This window comes from Pseudoclavibacter sp. AY1H1 (assembly GCF_002931055.1).
Classification (GTDB): domain Bacteria; phylum Actinomycetota; class Actinomycetes; order Actinomycetales; family Microbacteriaceae; genus Pseudoclavibacter.
On the sequence record NZ_PSXX01000002.1, the window covers coordinates 83930 to 105557 of the forward strand.

The following is a 21628-nucleotide window of genomic DNA, read 5'->3' on the forward strand; positions in this document are numbered from 1 at the left end:
CCGACCACACTAGTGGATGGGGCGCGAAGCCCGGCGGCAACTAGCCGACGCGGCGGCGGCGCAGTGCTGCGTCGAGGTCGCCCATCCCGGGCTCGATCTCCTCGATGACTCCCATGCTCGCCCAGCGGCTCGGCCGCTTCTCGACGGGCGCGACGACGATCGGGTTCAGGACGACCTCGCTCAGCGCGGGCGACGACTGCGCGAGCCCCGCCCGGGTGGCAGCGGTCTGCGCAAGCGGCATGCCCTCCGTCGCAGCGGATGCGCGCGTCGAGAACGTCGCGATGCCCGGCTGCGCGTGTGCATCCCGGATCTTCTGCTCGGAGCGACGAGCAGCCTCGCGAAGCAGCTCGAGGTGGTTGACCTTCTCGACCTCGACGCCGCCACCGGGACCATCCGGCCCCGGACGACCGGAGGCGTCCCCGGTGTTCTCGACAGCTGTCAGCTCCTCGACTGGCTGGCGCTCGAGGTAGAGCGGCTTCGGCACGGGAACCGGAACCCAGCTCGCGAGCGGCTCAGCGTCATCCGCAGCCGCAATCGGCTGAATCTCGACGGTGGGCGCGTCGCTCACGGAGAAGTCGATCGTCGAGTCGGGGCGACGCTCAGCGCGCGGCACCCGTTGCGTGCCGCCCGCCGCGCGCACCGCGAGGCGCTGCGCGTTCGCGATGCGTGCCAGGCGCTGGAGGCCCGCGACTCCGGCGAGCACGGTCACGACGCCGGCGACGAGCACCCACCAGACGCCGATGCTCGAGCCGAGTGCGATTCCCACGCCGACAGCGATGAGACCGGCGAGCGTGAGCAGGGACGTGACGAGCCGGCCGCGACGCGTTGCGCGGGCGGCCCGCTGGCGGTCCTCGATGGAGCGTGGGACGGCGACCGTCGGAAGAGCACGCCGCGCGGCTTCGTCGCGTTCGCGTTCTGCGCGCTCTGCCTCAGCCTTCGCGCGCTTGATTCGTCGCTCCTGCTCGACGACGCTGCGACCGTCGGCGCGCACACGCGCCTGACCGAGCTCGCTCGTGTTCGCGAGCGAGTGGAGCGCCTGCTGCATCCGGATCGCGTTCTCCTCGGTTGCGAGGTAGTTGCGACGGCGCACCCACGTCGGCACGAAATAGGCGAGCCAGAGCGTCACCGCCAGGGCGAGGACGAGACTGCTGCCGAACTGCATGGCGTCAACATTAAGCGCGGACCGAGCCGCCGACCCCGATTGGTGCGGAGTGTCTGATTCGAGATTGTCGAAGTTCTTGCGACAACCGGCGAAGCAGGCGGATATCAACGCTCGCAGCGTCGCGGCGACTCAGACGAGGGGCTGCGCCGTCCGTTCCCAGTCAGCCTGAGGCACCTGCGCCTCGCGCTCGTCTGCGACACCCTCCCGCCAGCGCCGCAGCACGCCCTGAGGGACCTCCTCGCGGACGACGCCGAAGCAGAAATGGTCGCGCCAGTCGCCGTCGATATGGATGTAGCGGCGACGCAGGCCTTCGTACCTGAAGCCCAGCTTCTCGACGACCCGCAGGGACTTTGCGTTCTCCGGCCGGATGCACACCTCCATGCGGTGCAGGCCAAGGCCCTGCAGGCAGTGGTCGGTGGCCATCGCGGTGGCGATCGTCGCGAGCCCCTTGCCGGCGAACTCACGTGCGACCCAGTAGCCGAGAGTCGCGGATGACAGGGCCCCGTAGCTGATGCCGGAGACGGTCAGCTGTCCGGCGAATCGGCCCTCGTAGGTGATCACGAACGGCAGAGCCGTGTGCGCTGAGGCTTGGGACAGGAGCGAGCGGATACCACCCCGAACATCCCAGCGGCCACCGCCGCCCGGGCTCGTCGCCTCCCACGGCTGCAGCCACTCGCGGTTCGCGAGCAGCACGGACTCCAGCTCCCGCGCATCCCGGACCCTGATGGGACGCAGCGACACGGGGCCGTGCGTCAGCGTGGGGACGGATGCGCTCATAGAAAGCGGAGTCTACTCGCCGATCGAGGCGGCGAACTGCTTCAGCCACGGGCTGAGCGCGGGTCCGAGCTTCGGGTCGTCGACGGCGAGCTCGACGATCGCCTTGATGTAGTCGAGCTTGTTGCCCGTGTCGAAGCGCCGACCACGGTAGACGACACCGACCACGCCACCCAGCTCCTCGCGGTTCGCGGCGAGCACCTGCAGGGCGTCGGTCAGCTGGATCTCTCCCCCAGCGCCCGGCTTGGTCTGCTCGAGCACCCCGAAGACCTCAGGTCGCAGCAGGTAGCGGCCGATGACGGCGTAGTTCGACGGAGCGTCCTCGAGCGCGGGCTTCTCGACGAGCCCGGTGATCTGGATCGTGTCCGGCCCGGCCCCCGGGACGCCGTCTTCGACACTCGACGACGCGTCGTAGGCGGCGACGCCGTACGAGGAGATCATGGCCGGGTCGACTTCCTGGAGCGCGACGACGCTCGCGCCGGTCGCCTCGTGCACCTCGATCATGCGCGAGAGCAGCGAGCCGCCCGCCATGATGTCGTCGCCGAGCAGCACGGCGAAGGGCTCGTGGCCGACGTGCTGGTAGGCACGCAGGACCGCGTGCCCCAGACCGAGCGGATCCCCCTGGCGCAGATAGTGGACATCGGCGAGATTCGTGGCCGCGCGGACGCGATCGAGCTTCTCCGTTTCCCCGCGCGCCTCGAGCAGCGCTTCGATCTCGGCGACACGATCGAAGTGGTTCTCGAGCGTCGTCTTGTTGCGCCCCGTGATCATGAGCACGTCCGACAGGCCCGCCTCGACGGCTTCCTCGACCACGTACTGGATGGCGGGACGGTCGACGACCGGGAGCATCTCCTTGGGAATGGCTTTCGTCGCGGGTAGGAACCTCGTCCCGAGGCCCGCAGCTGGAATAACGGCCTTAGTGATGCGCGAGGACATAGGCCGTATCGTATGGCCACCGAATGCCATCGCGAAACGCAGGTGCACGTGGCGCGTCATTGCGGCACGGGCTCCGGGTTCTCGGCCAAGCCCTCCCCAACCCGCGAGGGGTCGCTTCGCTAGGCTCGTTCCCATGTCGACCGATGCGAAGACCGAGAAACGAGCACTCCGCGCCGACACCAGACAGCGCCGCCGCAGCCACGGGGAACTGCTCCTGGCAGAGCGCGGGGAGCAGATCTCCCTCCGCCTGCAGCAGCTCGTCGCCGAGCACGGCGCGACGCGCATCTCCTGCTACCTGTCGGGCGAATTCGAACCGAGCACGCGGCCCTTCCTCGCCTGGGCCGGCGCAGCTGACATCACCGTCCTGCTGCCCGTCACGCGGGAGGACGGGCTCCTCGACTGGGTCGTCTCCGACGGGCAGTCTGAGCGTCCGCACGAGCTCGGATTCCCCGAGGCGACGGGCGATCTCCTCGGCCCCATCGCCCTGGGCGACGCCGACCTGCTCATCATCCCCGCCGCATCCGTCGACCTGGACGGCTACCGGATGGGCTGGGGTCGCGGCTACTTCGACCGCACGCTCGGCTCCATGGCCGGCCGCCCGCCCGTCTACGCGGTCGTCTACGACGACGAGCTCCTCGAGGTCGTTCCCCGCGAAGCGCACGACGAGCGAGTGGATGGGGTCGTCACCCCATCGGGAATCCGACGTTTCTGAAGCATTTCCCCGCCGGCTCTCTCGCGCGATTATGCTGTTCTGGTCCCGAAAGCGAGAATATGCCTACCTACTCATACCGTTGCACCGAATGTGACAACGCCTTCGATATCCAGCAGGGGTTCGCTGACGCGAGCCTCACCGTCTGCGACAAGTGCGGAGGCAAGCTGCGCAAGGTCTTCGGTGCCGTCGGCGTCTCCTTCAAGGGATCCGGCTTCTACCGGACCGATTCCGCAGCCAGTGCGAAGAAGAGCTCGAGCTCTTCCTCCGCCTCGACTTCCGCGGAGGCGAAGCCCGCCGCGACCAAGAAGGAACCGGCACCCGCCGCCGCCTCGAGCGGCAGCAGCTCCCCCGCCGCGTCCTGAACTGACACGACTCAGCACTCCAGCACCGAACGAAAGGGGACCCCATGAAGGGATTCCGCGAATTCATCATGCGGGGCAATGTCATCGAGCTTGCCGTCGCCGTCATCATCGGCGCAGCGTTCACGAGCATCGTCAACGCCATCGTCGACGGCATCTTCAACCCGGTCATCGCCGCCCTGTTCAACGCGGACGACATCGCGGCCGCCACGGTCACGATCGGCACGGTGCCCATCGGCTTCGGCGCGGTCATCGCCGCGATCATCCAGTTCGTCCTGATCGCAGCGGTCGTGTACTTCGCGATCATCCTGCCGATCAACAAGCTCAACGACATGAGCTACCGCCTCATCCACGGCAAGCCGAAGCCTGCCGTCGAGGCCGCGGTCACCGAGAAGGACGTGCTCGAGGAGATCCGCGACCTTCTCAAGGCACAGCAGGAGGCACCCGCGAAGCTCCAGGGCGAGGGCCCCGAGACCCGCTCCTAGGACGCCGCGCTCAGCGCAGCAGCGCTACCAGCTCGGAGCACTGCGAAGAGACAGGAACGCCGCCGGTCACCCCGGCGGCGTTCCTGTCTTGCATGCAGACGCTGCACGTCGCATCCGGCCGTGATGCCGCCACCGAAGCGCGCGCCACGTCGCCTCCTGCGCTTCCACGGCTTCCAGCGCTTCCAGCGCTCCCAGCGCTGACGGTGGGTCGGCTCAGGACGAGCGGAACGTCTCGCGGCCCCACACCCAGGAGAGACAGGCGATGGCGAGCATCATCGAGGAGATGATGATCGCCCAGGTGAAGCCGAACAGGTCGGCGATGACGCCGGCGACGATGGGGCCGAGGATGCTGCCGGCGTCCTGCGTCATCTGGTAGGTGGAGAGCACCTGTCCACCGCTGCGGCCGTAGCCGATGATGTCCGAGATGACCGCCTGCTCGGCGGGCGCGGCCAGTCCAGAGCCGAGCCCGAGCACGAAGCTGAGGGCGAGCATCGTGACGATGTCGCCGGCGAACGCGGTGGCGAACATCGCGACCGCGGAGACGCCGAGTCCGACGAGGATGAAGGGCCTTCGCCCGATGCGGTCGGTCTTCCGGCCGGCGTACTGGAGCGAGACGACGTTCCCGACGGCACCAACCGCGATGACGACGCCGATGACCCACGGTTCCTGGCTGATGCTCGTCGCGACGAACAGCGGGAGGATCGCGGTGCGGACCCCGAAGTTCGCCCATCCGTTGGCGAAGCCGAACACGAGGGACGCGCGATACGCGGAGTCCTGGAGCGCCTCGCGGAGCGACTTCGGCTCGAGCTTCTTGGCCGCGGGCGCACGGTCGTCGCCGGCGTCGTGCAGGCCGGCCTCCTCGGCGGTCTTCTTCGCCGTGATGCGGTGGGCGCGGCCCATCATGATGCCGACGATGGCCGCCGCGATCACGAGGGTTCCCGAGTAGACGAGGAACGGCACCCCGATGCCGAACTGGGCAAGCGCCCCGCCGACCGCCGGGCCCGCGATGTTCCCGACGAGGAAGATGCCACCCCAGAGGGCGGAGATGCGGCCGCGGATCTGCGGCGGCGAGTAGCGGGCGATCATGCCGGCCGCCGAGATCGTGAACATGACCGATCCGACTCCGCCGAGTCCACGGAACACGAGCAGCTGCCAGTAGTCCTGCGCGAACGCGACGGCAGCGGTGGAGGCGGCGACGATCAGCAGTCCGGCGACGTAGATGCGCCGCTCCCCCAACCGGTTGATGAGAGCTCCCGCCCCGGGCGCGAAGACGAGTCGCATGAACGCGAATGCACTCACGACCACCGATACGAGCGTCGCGCCGACGCCGAAGCTCAACGCGTACTGCGGGAGGACGGGAACGATGAGCGCGAAGCCGATCGCGATGAAGAAGGTCGCGACGAGCAGGACCCAGATCTCGGCGGGGATGGGCGGCCGCGCGTCGTCGGCGTTCGAGACGATGGGGACCTGGCCGGTCGTCGGATGCTCGGGGTCGGAGCCGGGGACCGTCGGGTCGTTCGGCTCTATCGCCCGCTCAGCCATAGTGCGGTGGCTTGTCGGCGCGCAGCCGGTCGTCGTTGGGCCCGCGGGGGCTCTCCACCCGGTCGTCGGCGTAGCGGACGGGTGCGTCGCCCCAGGCTGCGGGCGAATCCTCGCCGGCGAGCACGGCGGGCCCGTTCGAGCCGTCAGGCGATTGGGGGTTCGGATCGCTGCCGGGAGGTGGTTCCGTGGTGACTCGGCGTCGCGGCTTCCGTGGTGCAGGCGTGCCGGGGTTCACGCTCAGCTCGCACCGCCCGGCTCGCCAGGGCGGCCGATAGCGATCTGCTGGTTCCCGTCCGGCAGGGTGACCGACTCGAGGTTGGCCCTGGATGCCGCGCCGCTCGGGGCTGCGGCACCGGAGGTGAGCTGACCGAGCTCGCCCTGCAGGGAACCGGCCGTGACAACCGCGGTCTCCGCAGGCAGCGGCACCTTGAGGGCCTTCGCGATGCGTCGGGCCACTGCTTCCGGGTGCGCGAAGAGCTCGAAGGAGTGCACTCGCAGGTAGTACCAGCCGAGGCGCTTGAGGAGCTCAGGGCGCAGACGCAACGTCTCCCGCAGCGTCGCGTCGGCCGAGCCCGCGATCCTCAGGTCGAGGCCGTCGGTGTCGATCGCGATGGCGCGCCCCTTGTACGCCGCGGCGAGGGGGACGCGGCCACGGTGGAACAGCTCGACCGTCATGCCGAACGACTCGAGACGGTTCGCGAGATCGAGCAGCATGGGCGGCGCCTCCACCTCGCGGTCGTCGCCCTCGGTGCCGTCGTCGTCGGAGGCTGGCGCCTCCTCGCCTGCGCCCTGTTCGAGGCCTGGGCCCGTGCTCGGCGCATCGCCCTTGGTCTCTGCCTCTCCGAGGATCTGCGCGAGTCCGAGCACTCCCCGGGACATGCGCGAAGGGTCGAGCTCGCCGGGGCGGATGCACGAGACGATGACGAGTGAGCGACGCGCCCTCGTCATCGCGACGGCAAGCGCGCGCTCCCCGAGCTCGGTGCCGAGCACTCCGAAGTTCGCGAGGACACGGCCGTGGGGAGTACGGCCGAAGCCGATGGAGAAGATCACGCGGTCGCGCGACTGCGCTGTGGCCAGCTCGATCGTGGTGACCGTGAACGGTTCCCCACGTGCTGCCGTGAAGAAGTCGGCGATGTCGCTCCGGCGCGAGGCGGCCGAGTAGACCGCCTGCTCGACCCGGCGGGCGTGCAGCGCGGAAGCCGTGACGACCATGAGCGATTCGCGGGGCCGGTGCACGGCGTGGTCGACGACGAGCTCCACGACGCGGCTGACCTCGCCGTCGGTGGATTCCACCCCTCCCGTGATCGGGTCAGGCAGGCCCGTGCCGTTCTCGACGAAGGAGAAGCTGAGGCTCGAGTGCCCGAGCAGGGTCCCCGCCCACGGCATGGAGCGGATGCGCCCCTTGTAGAAGCGCCTGTTGATGAGCTCCGCGAGGTCTTCGCCGCCGGCCCGATAGCTGCGCGTGAGCGCGTGCTCCGGCAGGAACTCCGCGAGCCGCGAATACACGGACTCGCCGACGGCGTCCTCGTGGCGCAGTCCCCACGCGTCGGTGCTGTCCGCCGCCGGGCGGGTCACGGCGACCGTGAACGGCGTCGGGTACTGGGTGACGGGGTCGCCGAATGCGACGACCTGGTCGCCTCTGCGGATCGCGCCGATGCTCTCGGCGATCGACATGGTTCCAGCATCCACGAGCACAACCGTGTCGAAGTGGATGCGCTCGCTCACGAGCGGCACGTCGTACGGGGTGGTCAGCCACAGCTGCGCGATGCTCTTGGAGACGTCGCCGGCCTCGACGGCCAGCTTCGTGGAGGGGACGCCGGGACGGCGCAGGAGCTGGCGGAGCGCATCCGCCTGCTCGCTGTAGTCGACGATGGCGACCTTCCACGCTTCGGCGAGCTGCCAGGCGAGCTGGGCGGCCGAGTGGTCAGTGTGGGCCTGGTCGACGACTCGGAAGTCGCTCTCGAGGCGAGTCACGACTCGCGTGTTGGCGTTCAGGAGCGCCTTGTCGCGGTCGAGGAGGTCTTCGAGCACCGACTGCCACCAGGCGAGCTCGAGCTCGTCGCCGAGCGCCTCAGCCTCGACGTGGCGTTCGGAGAGGTCCTCGAGCAGCGGCGTGAGGCCGAGGTTCTCGAGGCGCTCGATGATGGTGAGGCGCTCGACGAGATTGTGCAGCACCTCGCTGTCGGCCGCGAGCTCCGTGATGCGGGCCGGGAGCTCGGCCAGCGGCAGCTCGCTGAGCGAGACGGCTCCGGCGTCGACGAGCGGCTCGTCGAGGAGGCGCAGCTTCTCCGCGACCTCGCGGTGGAACTTGCGCACGTCGGAGATGCCCGTCGGGACGGTCGGCGTGGAGCCGTCCGTGACGTAGCGGTGCCAGAGGATGCGCTGGCGCTGGGCGAGCTTGAGCGACTCGTGGAGGTCGTCCACGACGACGCCGGGCCGCACGTAGTCCTTCGCGAGCTGGCGCAGCTGGCGGCGGCGGGCCGATGTCAGGTCGCTGCCGTCGCGCTTCGGGTTCGTGGCGTGGATGACGTCCGTCAGCGAGTGGTCGAAGACCGCGGGGCGGAACCGGTCGAGGGTCTCGCGCAGGTCGAGCAGGAGGCGCAGGTAGATGCCGAGCTCGCCGTAGGTCTCTGCCGGGCGCATCCTGGTGCGTCCGACGAGTTCCTGGGCACGGTCGATGACCTCGACGAGGGTGCCGGCGTCGAGCTCGATGGCGGCTTCCTGCGCGCGGTTCGCCTCGTCGGTCGACTCGAAGGACACGCCGTACCAGGGCGAGTCGTCCGGGCCGTACTTGAACTGGCCGAGCTCGCCGGCGGCGCGCAGCTGGCGGGCGATGGCGTCGCGGCCAGTCGCGATCGCCTCGATGGCGTCGCGGTCGAGTCGAGCGGTCGTCGTCGGGGGCTGCTCGCGCAGCTCGAGGCGGGAGAGCTCCTCGAGCGCGTCGAGGGCCGAGACGCCGAGGGCGGGGTCGGGGTGCACCAGCGCGTCGCGGTAGTCGGCGAGCACGTGGCGGAGGCGGACGAGGGCGTCGTCGAGCTCGTGCATCGCGGGCTTGCGGGCCTTCTCGTTGCGCGAGATCGAGGCGATCGCGTCGCGGCGCAGGGTGCGCGGCGTGACGGCGAGCCCCTCGAGCCCGACGCTCTTGAGGCGCGCCCGGATGGCGCGGATGCTCGCGGAACGGGGCGTGACGACGAGTACGCGCTTGCCGTCGGCGACGAGCAGACCGAGCGCGTTGATGACGGTCTGCGTGAGGCCTGTGCCCGGCATGGTGTTGATGACGGCCGAGTTGCCGGCAGCGATGGCGTCGACGACGCGCTCCTGCTCGGTGTCAGCGTCGAGGAGGAACCGGTCCCCCACGGGGTCGCGGCGGTCCGGGCTCGGTCGCTGCTCAGCCGGCTGCACGGCGGCCACCTTCTGGCGCGCCTCCTCGTCTCCGGCGAGCGCCCGCAGGACGGGGTGCGTGAGCTCGTTCGTGTCGCGGAGCATGGCGCTTGCGACCTCCCCGAAGCTCGAGATGACGGCGCGCGCCGAGACCGTGAACTGCGGGATGGATGCGCCGAGTGCGCGCATGCGGTCGAAGACGTGCTGCGGGAGGAAGGCGTCGTTCGACTTCGCCAGCTCGAGCAGCTCGGCAACCGGGAGTCGCACTCCGAAGTGCTGCGCAAGGTGCCTCGCAAGGGACGCGTTCACTCGGCTGGGGCCCTTGAGGGTGAACTCGTAGTCGCGGCCCGCGCGGCGCAGGTCGACCGTGCGGGTCAGGATGGGGGCGCGGAAGTGGGTGCCGTCCTGCGTCCACTCGGCGAAGCCCGTGGCCAGCTGGATCGTGCTCATGCCGCGGCCAGCAAGCAGCTCGGTGCCCTTCTGCGCGATGAGGTCGGCCGCGTCGCGCGCCCCGCGGAACGAGGAGTGCTCGCGGACGAGGGCAGACAGCAGCACTGTCTTGCCCGCCGCGAAGGGGGCGATGCCGCCCGGGTGCGCGCTCGTCAGCTCGACGAACGTGCCGGGTTCATCGGCGAAGTCGAGAAGAGGGGATGGTCCGCCGAGTTGCGCGAGCTCGTGCAGCCACGAATCCTGCGCCGCGTCGACTGCGGCCTCGAGCGCCCTCGCCTGTTCGGCGCGTTCGAGGTCGAGCGCAGTGAGCGCCTCCTCGTCGGCGGAGGGAACCGGGTGGGTCCTGCGCTCGTGCGCAACCGCATCCGCGACCCAGGAACGGCCTCGCGTGAGGCTCGGGCCGTCGCCACCTCGTGCCCTGACGCCGTCCTCGTGGTCGCGTCCGAGATCGAGATCGTCGTCCGCCTCGCGGGCCTCGCTGTCGCGCGCCTCACGCTCACGTTCGAGGCGCTCGCGCACTGGACTGAGGTCGGGTATCGGCTCCGTCTCATTGTTTGTGGGCGCACCCTTGCCGGAGCCGTGACCGTCGCTCTTCGCGTCGCCCGGCTCTGAACCTCGTTTACGAAACAGACCCCACACGCGTGACACTGTAGGTGTCTGGGCCCGTCGGCGGGTGGAGGCGCGCGTGCGTCGCCCGCACCTCGACCAACTTTTCGTCCCCGAATCAGGCGCCGCTGCACACGGGAGGCCGCCAGCACCGGTAGCATTGTCGCGCCAGCCTCTGTAGCTCAATGGAAGAGCAGTTGCGTCCTAAGCAAACGGTTGGGGGTTCGAGTCCCTCCAGGGGCACTCTCCAAGACACAGTAAAAACGGCCGACTTCCGCGAGAATCCGCGAGAGTCGGCCGTTCTGTTCTTCTATGGATATCACTCGATATCTCGGCCTTTCGGCTCCGACTGTGGGCAAAATGTGGGCACTGAGGTCAGCTCGCGAGCTCGTTCCGCACTCGGTCGGACGCGCTCTCCATGCGCTCGATGCGCCTGCGCTCCCTCGTCCCCGCTCTGGCGTCGGCGGCTCGCTTGTGCCATGCGGCGAGCTGCGGGAACTCTGCGATCGCTTCTGGGTTCGCGAGGATTGCCGTGAGCATCGTGTAGTAGGCGGTGGGCGACGACGCGAAGCCGTGCTGCCGGATGCCTTCCTGCTTCGCCGCCGTGTGCCTGAGGTGCGCGGCCTCGAACTCGAGGAGGCTGCGCTCAATGTGAGTGAGCATGCCGGCAGGCTACGACCGACCACCGACAATGCGCGGAGAGGTCACTGTCGGTGGCCTGTGCGAGCATCCACGGCATGAACGAACCAGCCGTGCAGGTCCCTGCCGAAGTCGCCCTCGAGTCGCTGGCGTTGCGGTGCGAGACGGTCCGCGAGCGGGTCGACTCGCAGTGGACGAAGCGCATCGTCTGCTGGCGCCCGGTGGCGACGAGGCCCGTCGACGGCATGTCCTGGCTCCTGTGGGGCGAGACACCGCCGCTGCGGGACATCGACGGCGAGCTCGTGCCGGCTCCCGTCACAGTCAACGGCGACACGTACGAGCCGCTCCTGCTCGAGCCGCTCGAGGTGTTCGACGCGTGGCTCGAGATGTTGCAATGGGTGACAGAAAGTGGCGTGCGCGCGGAGGTCCGCCACGCACTCGAGGTCGGGACCATGAGCGAGAAGGAGTGGGCGATCTCGCACGGCAACGCGCAGATCCGCGGCACCGTCACGCTCGAAGGCGACGCGCTCGCGGCCAGCCAGCTCGCCTCTGAGTTGTCCGTGGCGTTGCTCTTCATGGCTCAACGGGCGACGAGGAAGAAGGGGTGGTGAGGGCTAGGCTCCTCGCATGATCAAGCTCATCGCCGTCATCCGCCCCACCACCACCGAGACGCTGCACGCCGAGGGCGAGTCCTACGAGGAAGCCAAAGCCAAGGTTGCCGAGATGGTGCCCGAGGGCTGGGAGCTAACGTCGGTGAAGTCTGACAGGTCTTAGTCGCTCCGCCAGAAAGTGCAACATCGTGTTGTATGTTTAGCGAACATAATGTTACACTTATCTTGTCACCGAGACACGGTGACAGGAGGGAGGCCCGGTGGAAATCATCGGCCTACTGACAGCGGCAGTGAACCTGCTGACCGCCGTCATCCTCTGGCAGACAGCCAAGCGCAATAGGCGCAAGGACTGACCAGAGAGGCCCCCGGTGAACCAAGCACCGGGGGCCACCCCTCCCACGCTACAAGGAGCAGCCATGGAAGTCATCACACTCATCATCGGGATCGCCGCCCTCATCGTCGCCGTCATCGCCCTCGCGACCGCAGTACGGAACCGCCGATGAAACGCCGACCCGAAGACGAAGAACACAGCCGCAAACTGACCGCGGCAGCGAAAAGCCTCGCCCAAGCGCATGCCGACCGCGAAGCCGCCGTACTCGCGGCCCACGCCGCAGGCATGCCCCGCGCCCACATCGCAGAAGACGTCGACCTCTCCCCCATGCACGTCAGCCGCATCATCAAGGCAGCGCAGACACCCAAGTCCTAGAACGACGAAACACGCCCCTCCCGCGCAGCGTCACCCTGGGTGTCCAGGGTCGCTACAGCGAGAGGGGCGGAGTCGTTGGTGCTGTGCGTCAGCGGCCGGCCGTGAAGTCGGCGTTACCGATGGACGTGCCGACGGACAGGATTGTCGCGACGGCAGTGACGGAGCCGACGGCGAGCCAGCTGATGCCTTCCACGCCAACGGCGGGAATGAGCTCGGCGCCGGTCGACACGGTGAGCGTGGCGACGAACGCCTGAGCAGCGGTCTTGATGGCTCGTTCGCCGGTGCCGCGCCAGAACGGGACCGACCAGAGTGCGGACGGCTTCTGCTCGGCGGCGAGCTTCGTGGTGCGCTCGACGTGCTCGCCGTGCGTCTCGGGTTCAGAGATGAGGGACATGAGGTTACTCCTTCAGGTGTCGCACCCATGAGGGCGGGATGGTGTCGCCGACGAGGTCTATCTCCGACGTCGTCAGCTCGAGCTCGGGCGAGGCGGGGAGCATCGCGGCGAGAGTGGTGAAGATGCGCTGGAAGATCTGCGACTTGCGCTTGTCGCGGTCCTCGAGGCGTGTGATCTTCCGGTCCTGGTGGCCGGAGTGGGTCTCAAGCTCTTCCACGCGGGCGGTGAGCTTCGAGATCTTCTCCTCGTCGAGGGTCATCTGCGCGGCGAGGCGGTCGTCAATGCGCTTGTCGAGCGCTGCCTTCGCGTCAGCGGTCGTCTTGCCGCGCGTCCCGAGGAACGTGACGAGCACGCCGAGGAACCCGAGCAGGCCGACGGCGATGGTGATGAACCCTTGCCCGTCGATGGTGACGCCGCTGGCCTCTGCGATCATGCGTCCCCCTCGTCGTGGCGGTCCTTGATCTCCTCGCCGAGGATCGACAGGCGGATCAGGGGTGGGATCATGCCGAGGCAGAGGATGAAGACGATGAAGAGGGCTTCAGGTTCCGGGTTCGTGCGGAACACGACGATGGTCGCCGCATACCCGCCGAGGAGCATCAGAATCACGAGCTTGCAGGCAATCTCCACCCGCCAGAGCGCTGGGAAGAGCACCCCGAAGAAGCAGACGAGCCCGGCCGCTGCGAGCAGGGCGCCGAGGAAGTCCACGGCCTCGTTCGTGAACAGCTTGTGCAGGATCGGGCTCCCGAACACGAGCGCCCAGATGCCGGCCAGGATCGCGATGAAGTCGTAGAGCGGCAACCACACCCGCTTGATGGATGCGTACTTCAGCTCCTCGGGCGGGATCGCGTCCGGGTGCCAGATGCTCGCCCGCGCGAGACGACGCCACATGACGGTCAGCTCGCGATGCCGAGCTTCTTGGCGACGGCCTGCAGCTCCTTGCCGGTCGCGGAGTCGTCCTTGTTGCCGGCGTTGATGTTCACCCACATCGGCCAGAACAGCGCGAACGGCACGACCTTCTTGGGCTCGTACAGTGTCTCGATGGCCTTGATGGCGTCCTCGGCCTTCGCGCCGGGCTGGTCCTCAAGCTTGCGGACGAAGCTGTCGGTGACGAGGTAGTGGTGGCCGAGCTCGGGAACGAATGCGATGCGCATGGAATCCTCCAGGATGAATGGTTCGGGTTCGGCGGGCGCCGGGGTGGCGCCGCCCTTCTGGTAGCCGATCGCCAGGGTGACGAGCCGGTCGAGGTTGATGCCACCGGGGCAGGCGGTCGAGTAGCTCGCGCCGTAGCGCGAGTACAGCTCGCCGTGCCCGATGACGGTGTCGCGGTTCAGGGGGAAGCCGTACCGGGTGGCGCAGTCCGCGATGAGGCGGGCGAGCGACTGGTAGGAGGCTTCGGAGATGGGCCAGCCGGACGCGTCGCCCGTTGCCGAGTTGCAGGTCTCGACGGTGATCGAGCGCCCATCCCACGTCGCGGAGCCGGAGGTCCACGCGCGCTTCTCTTCGGGGACGACGCCGACGACCTGCTCGTCCTTGATGACGTAGTTCGAGGACACCTGCCGGGAGCCGGTGCTCATCATGGAGAGCACGGCGGACAGCGACGCGGTCGCTGCGTGGTGGACGATGAAACGGTCGACGCGGGCTGGCCTGTTCGAGAACTGGCCGCCGTTGCCGGACGTGTCGGTGGCGACGTTGGAGAACGTCATGCGGTGCCTCCTTGGGGCATGGGAAAGGCCCCGCACGGTGAGTGCAGGGCCGAGGGTGTGGGGTGGCGCGGCTATGAAGCCTGGGCGGCTTCCAGCTCAGCGAGGCGTTGGCGGAGCGCGTCCGCTTCGTCGGCCGGCTCGCGCTCGAGGCGGCGTCGTTCCTGCTCGCGCAGGCGAGCGGTGACGCCCTCCTGCAGCTCCTCGTCGGTGTGTGTGGTCAGGTCGGGGCCCATGTCGCTCCTAGATCGCGATCGTCTGCTGAGGTGAGTACCAGGTGCCGTAGATGTCCCACGTGCGAGCCGTCGTCGTGAACGGTCCCAGCGAGAAGCCACGGAGCGAGCCGAACGCCTGATACCAATTGAACGTTGCCTGTTGCGCGGTCGCGCCCATCCACGCGGTGAGGATCGTCGCCGATCCGGTCTGGTTGACGGCGGCGATTGGCCAGAACCCCTCGGGCAGGAAGAGCACTCCCGTCGTGCTCGACGACGGGGCCACTTGGACGACCTTCGCGGCGATCGACACGATGTCGTTGTCACGGCGAACGAACACTGACGAAGACGCGAGCACCGTGCGGGCCGGGTCCTGCAGCGAGGTGATGTTGATCCACCCGGTCGAGATACGCAGCGGCGCCCACCCGGTGTTGCCTGTGCCCGTCTCCTTGAGCCACAGCTGGACGCGAGCGCCCGGGGTGGTGTTCTTGTACACCGTGAGCGGCTGAGCCGTCACAGCGCCATTCGGCGGCACCGTGCCGACGAGGTCGACGTTCGGTGTGCCGCCCGCGCCCTGCGGCCCTGGATCACCGGGCGGACCCGGAACCGTCGACGCGGCGCCAGGCATGCCCCGCAGTGATGCGAGGAAGCCTGCGACCGTGCCCGTGTTGCCGGCGCCGAGCCACACCTCGTAGGCGGAAAGCCCGCGGTCGCCCTTGAGCTCGGCGAGCGCGAGGAGCTGCCCCCAGGGGCCGGAGCCCCCGAATCGGTACGCGAGGGCACCGTCGACGATCGCAAACACGGGAACCGCTCCGGGAGGTCCGGCGAGGTCGGCGAACGCGATCGCCTGGAACCAGTCCATGGCCTCGGACCCGCGCACCTGGCGCACCTCGAGGTGCGTGGCCGTGCGTTGGAACTCGAGCGACCATCCTGCCTGCGGGGCGGGGATGACGGTCCCCTCAGGGAGAGTTGCCAAGAACAGCGGCTGCGGCTGAACCTCGGCCTTGTACTCGGTCACGGGGTGCCTTCCTTCGTGACGTCATCCCGGATGCGGAACTTGCCTTCGATCCAGGTCGTGGGCTCCGTGTCGTCGGTCCGTGTCGCCTCGGCGTCGTAGGAGCCGGTGACGCTTTCGGCCGCCCCGAGGAGCTCGCGTGTCTGAGCGCCCGTGAGGGTGATCTCGAGGACCCCGTCGGCGAGCCGCTCAGTGCCGATCTGAGCGGCGATGACCTTCGTCCCGGCCTTCCACCAGCACCGCCAATCGGTCCACTCCGAGAGGTCGACCGCGGTCCCCTCCACGGTGGTGACGGGGATGGTGATCGGGTCCACGCGGTCACCCGCGAGGAGCACGACCGTTTCGGATACGACAGCGCGAGCCATGAGGTCTCCTTCTAGGTATGGTTCGACTCATGATCGAACTTCTGGCGAGCACCTCAGGACCACCCCCGACGGGCGTTGAGATCGCGAACCTTTGGATCGGTGGAGCCGGAGTGATCGTGATCGTCGTCGGTGCACTCATCGCCGCGTTCTCGGCTGGTCGTAGATCGCGCAGCGAATGGCTGAGAAAAGAGCAGCTGCGGGCCTACGAAGACTTCTTCGGCGAAGCGCACCGGATCATTGAACTCGCCATAAGCGAGCTTGGGACGGATCACGCGAAAGGCGAGCGTCGCTCATTCGCGGAACACGATCGAGACACCAGGATCGCCGCAAAGGCCGGATTTGAGCTGCAACAGGCCGCGCTGCTCCTGTCCTTGCTCGGAGATAAAAGGACCGCTCGATCCGCTCAAGACTTCGCTAACCTCTTCCCGTATGGGTTCGCGAGGCTCGTGCAGCTTCCCGGGCTCGATCCCTACCACGCGAAGAACGCTCAGCTCTTCACATACGCTCGCTGGCAAGAACGGATCTACGCCTCAGAAATGCAGGCGCGACGAAATCTGGGCCTCTCTAACTGGTTGGCTGCTCGCCGAAGCGCCCCTGCTCTGGCGGACCAGAAACGAGAGCTGGAGCTACTGCGAGCGGGCCGCCCCCAACCAATCCTCGGGTCCCAACTAGTCCCCTGGGGAGCAGTGACGTGGGGAGGGCACGCACCTTCAAGCGAGTCCTCGTTCCTGAATGCCGGCCGACCTTGGCAACAAGAGCTGGCAGGAAGCGACTACACAGACGTTCCGGTCGTCGCTATCGCCTGCAAGATCTTCGGTGAGCCATGGATGGTGGGCATCGGCAGCGAGCTCGATGGTGACACGATCGAGATCATCCGATCAGAGGTGGCCCATCTGATCGAAAACAACGGAACTTCAATCAACCACCGAATCCGTGACGCGCTGGGAACCAATGTCCTGGTCGGAGATCAGCAAATGCGCGTTTGGGTTTGGACCCAGCCGGACGTCGACGCCCACTGGGCACGCGAGCGCACGACAGGCAACTTGTCTAGCGCTCCCATTTACTGGCAGCGCAGGGCTAGTATGAGCGCGACCAGAAGCGAGAACGACATGAAGTTGATCGAAAAGATCAGGGCTGCACGATCAGACCGGATGGACCGCCCAAGAGCGTGCGCCTACGCCGCGAATGGGCCGTGCCCCTCAACCGTCACCCTGCGGGAGTCAAAGGCCGCTGGGCACGAAGGATACTGCTCGACCGTGCACCGCGACGAGGACATGCACGACATTCAGACCTTCGCGGGCATCTAGGCCTCTTCGAGTTTGATGGCGTCATAGGTGACTCCACCCGCACCCGTCGCATAGGCGAGGAAGCCGTGGCGAGTCGAAGCGCCCGTCGGAGCTGGCACATCGACCGTCAGCACGATTGTGCCGTTGCGGACGATCTGCAGCGTGGTCCCGATGAAGGTGATGACGATGACGTCACCGTCGAGAACCGCATTGGCGGCCGTCCCCCGCGCTATCTCAGTGCGCGCGTTGGCGGGACCCCGACGGAACACCGTGATCCGTCCATCGCCCGAAGTGAGACGCCATGCGACCTCGATCGCGTCGTCGAAACTCACGCCTCGCACCACGAAGGAACCGCTCCGGTCGCCGACGGCGCCGATGGTGATCGTCACGACCGCGTCGGCTGCACGCGACTCTCGAAGCCACATGGCATTGCCGGGAGTTCCGGAGCCTGCCACGACCGCGAGTCGGTTCGAGACGATCTGCATCGGCATGGGCGGGTTCGCGTTCTGGGAGACCCCAACCCACCCGTTGCCGGGTGCGCCGTTCGCTCGGTTGAACGTGTCCGTGTACCCCGGGATGCTGGGGAGGTAGGAGGCGGTGAACGACCCCTTCTGGGCAATGTCGGGCATGGTCATCCAATCGCGTTGACGGGGAGCGTGAACTCCGAGGTTTCGGTGCCGTTCTTCGTCGCGACGCGCACCTCGACGACACCCGTCGCCGAGAACGATGCGGATGTGTCGGCGGGGATCGGGCGGGCGACGTTCGTCCACGCCCCGCCATCGACTCGGTAGTCGACGACGTAGTCCGTGGCTCGCGAGTCCGGCGGGGACCAGCTCACGGTGACGCTCGTGCCGGCGCGGTGCACGATGACATCAAGCGGCTTGTGCGGGATCGACGAGGCGGATGCGCCTGCTGCGCGGAGAGCTCCGCGCCACATGCGCTTCCCGAGGTCCACGACCCCGCCTCGCGCGTAGTGCACGGTGTCGGTCAGGTTCTGCGAGCCGCCACCGTTGCGCGCGCCGTCCGCATAGGCGGTGAATTCGAGCCTGGACTGCACGCCGATGAGCGCCTTGCGCACGCCCATACGGCCTGCGTGCGCCTCGGCGTACTCGGGCACCATGCCGCCGGCGACGATGGGGATCGTCGCGTCGCCGAGATGGGTCCGGACTGCGGTGAAGAGCGCGTCGAGGGCCGTCGTGTAGGCAGCCTCGGGGGTGTTCGCGTCCGCTTCTCCCTGGTGCCAGAACACCCAGGGGATGATCTGCGCGCCGGGGTGCTTCTGCGCGATGACTTCCAGCGACTTCGTCATCGTGTCGCGCGCGATGGGCCACAGCGAAGGGACGGAGCCGGTGTAGTCGACTGCCCAGGACCCGGCGACCGGAGTCGCGACGAGCCCCGAGTTCCCGACGCCCGCGTTGACGAGCACCACCGCAGAGTTCGTGTCGTGCTCGGCGACCTCCCGGCCAATGACCGAGAGCACGCTGAGGCCGACCTGCTGCTGCTGGGAGGAGAGCGGCACGGTCGCGGGGACGAGCGCGCTGTTCGGCCAGTCCCACATGTGGATGCGACGGTGCGGCGGGTCGAGGCGAGCGCCGAACGGTCGCCCGCGGCCCTCCATGTTCGACTGCCCGAGCCCGAAAACGACGTGCACGCGAGGAACGATGAGGAGCTGCTCGCCAGAGTACGGGTCGATCTCCCACGCAATTCGGCCACCCTCGTCGTGGTAGCGGAACCGGCGAGACGGCCTCATGACCGCCTTGCCGACGCCGAGGTGCAGCGGCCCGTACACGTGCGAGTCCCCGCTCTCGTCGATCTCCGCCGCCACGAGGTTGCTCGTCTCGTCGTAGAAGCGAGTCCGCGAAGACGCGGGGCGCTTCAAGAGTCGATCGTCGCCACCCTCAGGAATGTCACGGCCTGCGAGCTCCGTGGTGAGGAGCGTCGATGTCATCGCGGACACAATCGGGCCGAGGGTCGGATCCGCTGCGAGCGCTTCGGCAACCATCGGGCCGAAGCGAGCGTGGAGAGCGCGGCGGAACGCGGTGTCCCCCTCCAGCAGGCTGGTCGCTGACGGGTCGTCCATCGCTCGGGCTTCGCCGAGGTCTTCCCAGACAACTTCACTCATGCTCTTCGCCTCCTGATTCGTGCGGGGGGTAACTCCGGTGTCCACCCAGACGCCGCCGACAGCGACGAGCGCGCCGGGGTCCACGGCTGAGAACGCGGTGGCGCTGACCGGGCCGGGCATGTTGAGGAGCGTGGACAGTGCGCCGCCGGCCGCCGGAACACGGAGGGGCCAGTCGATGACCGCGACACCTTCGAGCCGGTCGCTGGTCTTGCTGAACCACTCCGCGCGCAACGTGAAGAACGTCGCGGGCCTGAGTAGCGTTGTGCGGGCGAGCTCCACCTGGAAGCCGCCTGTAGTCGGGTTGATTTGGTCGTTCTCGACGACCACCGGCCCAAGGACCAACGTTCCGTCAGGGCCCATCGCGGCGCTGTTACTCGGGCTGAAGATGAGTCGCAATCGATGCGAGGTGAGGTCGGCGAGCCCGAAGTCTCGGACTTGGCCACTGACGATTGGCATGTGGTGGCCTCCTACGTGCCTGGGTTGGCCGGGCCGCCGCCGCCGTCGAGACGGTCAAGACGGTTCTCGAGCGCGGTGATTTTGAGGTTCTGGATCCGGTTCGTGTTGTCGAGTGCCGTGATGAGCTCGGCGAGTCCCGCCATGCCGCCGACTGTGGACTGCAACGCGCCGAGCGCCCCTTCGAGGCTCCCGAGCCCGGACTGCAGGCCGGACACGTTCGACTGCAGTGCGGCGATCTGCCCGGCGTGCACGTTCTTCTCGCCGTTGAGGTACGAGATGGACGCGTCTTGGCCGGCGTTCTTCGCGGCGTGTTCCGAGAGGGTGATCGCGTGCGACGCGCCGAGCACGTCGAGGTAGTCGAGCGTCGCCTTGTGCACGGCCGCGATACCCGCAGCCGAGGTCACGGCGCCGTCGTAGACGTAGCTGATCCCGAAGCCACCCGAGGGGAGCTCGCCGACGTAGCCGACGTCGACGCCGTCCTCGTCGTAGATCCGAATGCGCTGCCCGGGCCCGAAGCTGATGCGCGTGATGCCCGCTTGCTCGAGACGAGTGATTCGGCGGTCGAGCTTCGAGAACGCGGTGCCCTCGATGTCGTCGCGCATCAGATCTCCAACGTGTCGAGCGTGATGAGCTCCGACCCGACCCGGTGCTGCCACCCCGTGACGTAGCGGGTGTGCGTCCCTGCGGGGAAGGTGCGCGGCTTCGCCTTGTGGAGCGTGACCCGCACGCCCGGAATCCACTCGCCCGCCGAAACGTCCCCGTCCGACTGCGCGGCGAGCGACAGGGTGCGGCGTGGTCGCTTCCGTGAGTTCGCGATCGACTGCGCGTGCTGGTTCAGCACGGCCTGGTCGTCGATGTCGCCCATGCGTTCGATCTCGTCCAGCCACGGCCCCGTGTAGGCGGGGTCGATGGCGGAGGCCTTCGCGAAGAGCGTGTCCTGGTTCTTGCCGCCGCCGAGCAGCACGACACCAGTCACCTGGTTGATGGCCTCGAGGTCCATGTTCACGTCGAGCGCTCCCGAGAGGGGCGCGTCGAGGTCGAAGTCGTACTCGGGCGCCTGCAGTCGGGGTGTGCCGAGGCGGCGCTCCCAGAACCATGACCCGCCGACGACCCCATCCCGCCACTGCGGCCGGAAGTGGAGGTCCGACCCGTTGGGCAGGTCCTCGAGCTCCTTCATGATCTGCTCGATGCTCTTGCCGGCGTACCACTCGTGCGTGCGGCGCACGGTGCCCGGGCTCACCCACGAGTCCTCGAAGTCGTTCACGGGAAGCGTGAAGCGCGGTGAGGAGCCGACGAGGCCCTTCTCGAGCGTCACCAGCTGCCCGCCGCGCTCGTCGAGGTCGTAGATCCCGTACGTGGAGTCCTTGAACGCGTCGATGCCGGACGGGAGGCGCTTGGAGAGCCAGATGCGGAACGCTTGCGAGTGCACCTCGATGGTTTCCGCGGCCTCGTTCGTGCTGTGCCCGGTGATGGTGCCCGCGAACGTGATGCGCCCGTCGTAGTCGACGATGATCGACCGCGTCCACGGCTGGAACATCACTTCCGTGTCGGCCCAGTACAGGTCGAGGCCGTCCTCGCCGAGCGAGAAGGTGTGCGTGCCGCGCCCGATGGTTTTGCACGAGTCCTGCTCGGACCCGCTCAGCGGCGTCACCTCGACGCAGTTCGAGCCGGGGTTGGTGTCGCCGATGAAGTACCGGTACTCCGGCATGCGCACC

General features: G+C 68.0%; 25 protein-coding genes and 1 tRNA gene. 9 read left to right on the forward strand and 17 right to left on the reverse strand.

Annotated features, from left to right (window positions below; genetic code table 11):
* Positions 1-40: 40 nt before the first annotated feature.
* The 3 genes from C5E05_RS04690 to C5E05_RS04700 all read right to left on the reverse strand — a co-directional run bounded on the left by C5E05_RS04690 (position 41) and on the right by C5E05_RS04700 (position 2872).
* Positions 41-1162, reverse strand: coding sequence for a hypothetical protein (locus C5E05_RS04690; RefSeq protein ID WP_104241812.1), 1122 nt, complete (start codon positions 1160-1162; stop codon positions 41-43).
* Between the two features lie 129 nt (positions 1163-1291).
* Positions 1292-1939 carry a GNAT family N-acetyltransferase gene (locus C5E05_RS04695; protein ID WP_104241814.1) on the reverse strand — a complete coding sequence of 216 codons (648 nt, stop codon included), beginning with the start codon at positions 1937-1939 and terminating at the stop codon, positions 1292-1294.
* 12 nt (positions 1940-1951) lie between these two features.
* Positions 1952-2872, reverse strand: a complete 921-nt coding sequence (locus C5E05_RS04700) for a UTP--glucose-1-phosphate uridylyltransferase (protein ID WP_104241816.1) — start codon at positions 2870-2872, stop codon at positions 1952-1954.
* A 133-nt stretch (positions 2873-3005) separates the two neighbouring features.
* Between C5E05_RS04700 and C5E05_RS04705 the strand changes: the two genes are divergently transcribed.
* The 3 genes from C5E05_RS04705 to mscL are packed head-to-tail and all read left to right on the forward strand — an operon-like array spanning position 3006 to position 4428.
* Complete coding sequence (locus C5E05_RS04705; protein WP_104241818.1) at positions 3006-3584, forward strand: 5-formyltetrahydrofolate cyclo-ligase; 579 nt, start codon at positions 3006-3008, stop codon at positions 3582-3584.
* Positions 3585-3643: 59 nt separating this feature from the next.
* Positions 3644-3946 carry an FmdB family zinc ribbon protein gene (locus C5E05_RS04710; protein WP_104241820.1) on the forward strand — a complete coding sequence of 101 codons (303 nt, stop codon included), beginning with the start codon at positions 3644-3646 and terminating at the stop codon, positions 3944-3946.
* Between the two features lie 44 nt (positions 3947-3990).
* Positions 3991-4428: a large conductance mechanosensitive channel protein MscL gene (gene mscL, locus C5E05_RS04715; protein WP_104241822.1), complete on the forward strand. Its 438-nt coding sequence runs from the start codon at positions 3991-3993 to the stop codon at positions 4426-4428.
* A gap of 213 nt (positions 4429-4641) precedes the next feature.
* Here the strand turns inward: mscL and C5E05_RS04720 are convergent, their stop codons facing one another.
* Both C5E05_RS04720 and C5E05_RS04725 read right to left on the reverse strand, forming a co-directional pair.
* Positions 4642-5970 (reverse strand): MFS transporter, encoded by a 1329-nt coding sequence (locus tag C5E05_RS04720; RefSeq protein ID WP_104241824.1) that lies wholly within the window; start codon positions 5968-5970, stop codon positions 4642-4644.
* 237 nt (positions 5971-6207) lie between these two features.
* Positions 6208-10320 carry an ATP-binding protein gene (locus tag C5E05_RS04725; RefSeq protein ID WP_104341260.1) on the reverse strand — a complete coding sequence of 1371 codons (4113 nt, stop codon included), beginning with the start codon at positions 10318-10320 and terminating at the stop codon, positions 6208-6210.
* A gap of 258 nt (positions 10321-10578) precedes the next feature.
* On the opposite strand from C5E05_RS04725, the gene C5E05_RS04730 reads away from it, so the two are divergent.
* A tRNA-Arg gene (locus tag C5E05_RS04730) sits at positions 10579-10650 on the forward strand.
* Between the two features lie 132 nt (positions 10651-10782).
* On the opposite strand, the gene C5E05_RS04735 is transcribed toward C5E05_RS04730, so the two are convergent.
* Positions 10783-11070 carry a DUF3263 domain-containing protein gene (locus C5E05_RS04735; RefSeq protein ID WP_104341261.1) on the reverse strand — a complete coding sequence of 96 codons (288 nt, stop codon included), beginning with the start codon at positions 11068-11070 and terminating at the stop codon, positions 10783-10785.
* 74 nt (positions 11071-11144) lie between these two features.
* Here C5E05_RS04735 and C5E05_RS04740 point away from each other — a divergent pair, with 74 nt between their 5' ends.
* From C5E05_RS04740 to C5E05_RS04745, 4 genes are all read left to right on the forward strand, one after another.
* The gene (locus C5E05_RS04740) at positions 11145-11657 is read left to right on the forward strand and encodes a hypothetical protein (RefSeq protein ID WP_104341262.1); all 513 of its coding nucleotides are present in this window, start codon (positions 11145-11147) and stop codon (positions 11655-11657) included.
* 16 nt (positions 11658-11673) lie between these two features.
* Complete coding sequence (locus C5E05_RS20035) at positions 11674-11820, forward strand: hypothetical protein (RefSeq protein ID WP_181059365.1); 147 nt, start codon at positions 11674-11676, stop codon at positions 11818-11820.
* 205 nt (positions 11821-12025) lie between these two features.
* Entirely contained in the window at positions 12026-12160 is a 135-nt protein-coding gene (locus C5E05_RS20435; RefSeq protein WP_258064771.1) for a hypothetical protein, read from the forward strand.
* The gene (locus C5E05_RS04745; protein WP_104341263.1) at positions 12157-12363 is read left to right on the forward strand and encodes a helix-turn-helix domain-containing protein; all 207 of its coding nucleotides are present in this window, start codon (positions 12157-12159) and stop codon (positions 12361-12363) included. The genes C5E05_RS20435 and C5E05_RS04745 overlap by 4 nt, the downstream gene beginning before the upstream one ends.
* An 88-nt stretch (positions 12364-12451) precedes the next feature.
* Here the strand turns inward: C5E05_RS04745 and C5E05_RS04750 are convergent, their stop codons facing one another.
* The 7 genes from C5E05_RS04750 to C5E05_RS04775 form a co-directional block, all read right to left on the reverse strand.
* Positions 12452-12757, reverse strand: a complete 306-nt coding sequence (locus tag C5E05_RS04750) for a holin (protein WP_104341264.1) — start codon at positions 12755-12757, stop codon at positions 12452-12454.
* A gap of 4 nt (positions 12758-12761) precedes the next feature.
* Entirely contained in the window at positions 12762-13190 is a 429-nt protein-coding gene (locus C5E05_RS04755) for a hypothetical protein (RefSeq protein ID WP_104341265.1), read from the reverse strand.
* On the reverse strand, positions 13187-13645 hold the full coding sequence (locus C5E05_RS04760) for a hypothetical protein (protein ID WP_104341266.1): 459 nt from the start codon (positions 13643-13645) through the stop codon (positions 13187-13189). Before C5E05_RS04760 ends, C5E05_RS04755 begins: the two co-directional genes overlap by 4 nt.
* 5 nt (positions 13646-13650) lie before the next feature.
* Positions 13651-14460, reverse strand: a complete 810-nt coding sequence (locus C5E05_RS04765; RefSeq protein ID WP_104341267.1) for an N-acetylmuramoyl-L-alanine amidase — start codon at positions 14458-14460, stop codon at positions 13651-13653.
* Positions 14461-14531: 71 nt separating this feature from the next.
* Positions 14532-14693 carry a hypothetical protein gene (locus C5E05_RS20040; protein ID WP_181059366.1) on the reverse strand — a complete coding sequence of 54 codons (162 nt, stop codon included), beginning with the start codon at positions 14691-14693 and terminating at the stop codon, positions 14532-14534.
* A gap of 7 nt (positions 14694-14700) precedes the next feature.
* Positions 14701-15687 (reverse strand): hypothetical protein, encoded by a 987-nt coding sequence (locus C5E05_RS04770; RefSeq protein WP_104341268.1) that lies wholly within the window; start codon positions 15685-15687, stop codon positions 14701-14703.
* Positions 15684-16049, reverse strand: coding sequence for a hypothetical protein (locus C5E05_RS04775; protein WP_104341269.1), 366 nt, complete (start codon positions 16047-16049; stop codon positions 15684-15686). The genes C5E05_RS04770 and C5E05_RS04775 overlap by 4 nt, the downstream gene beginning before the upstream one ends.
* A gap of 29 nt (positions 16050-16078) precedes the next feature.
* Here C5E05_RS04775 and C5E05_RS04780 point away from each other — a divergent pair, with 29 nt between their 5' ends.
* Positions 16079-17356 carry a hypothetical protein gene (locus C5E05_RS04780; protein WP_146081031.1) on the forward strand — a complete coding sequence of 426 codons (1278 nt, stop codon included), beginning with the start codon at positions 16079-16081 and terminating at the stop codon, positions 17354-17356.
* Here C5E05_RS04780 and C5E05_RS04785 read toward each other — a convergent pair.
* Genes C5E05_RS04785 through C5E05_RS04800 form a run of 4 tightly spaced genes read right to left on the reverse strand, consistent with a single transcriptional unit; the run spans position 17353 to position 21621 of the window.
* Positions 17353-17964, reverse strand: a complete 612-nt coding sequence (locus tag C5E05_RS04785; RefSeq protein WP_104341271.1) for a hypothetical protein — start codon at positions 17962-17964, stop codon at positions 17353-17355. The two genes, C5E05_RS04780 and C5E05_RS04785, sit on opposite strands and share 4 nt — an antisense overlap.
* Positions 17965-17966: 2 nt before the next feature.
* Positions 17967-19913, reverse strand: coding sequence for a sialate O-acetylesterase (locus C5E05_RS04790; RefSeq protein WP_104341272.1), 1947 nt, complete (start codon positions 19911-19913; stop codon positions 17967-17969).
* An 11-nt stretch (positions 19914-19924) separates the two neighbouring features.
* On the reverse strand, positions 19925-20515 hold the full coding sequence (locus tag C5E05_RS04795; protein WP_104341273.1) for a hypothetical protein: 591 nt from the start codon (positions 20513-20515) through the stop codon (positions 19925-19927).
* Positions 20515-21621 carry a hypothetical protein gene (locus tag C5E05_RS04800; protein WP_104341274.1) on the reverse strand — a complete coding sequence of 369 codons (1107 nt, stop codon included), beginning with the start codon at positions 21619-21621 and terminating at the stop codon, positions 20515-20517. The genes C5E05_RS04795 and C5E05_RS04800 overlap by 1 nt, the downstream gene beginning before the upstream one ends.
* Positions 21622-21628 lie beyond the last annotated feature (7 nt).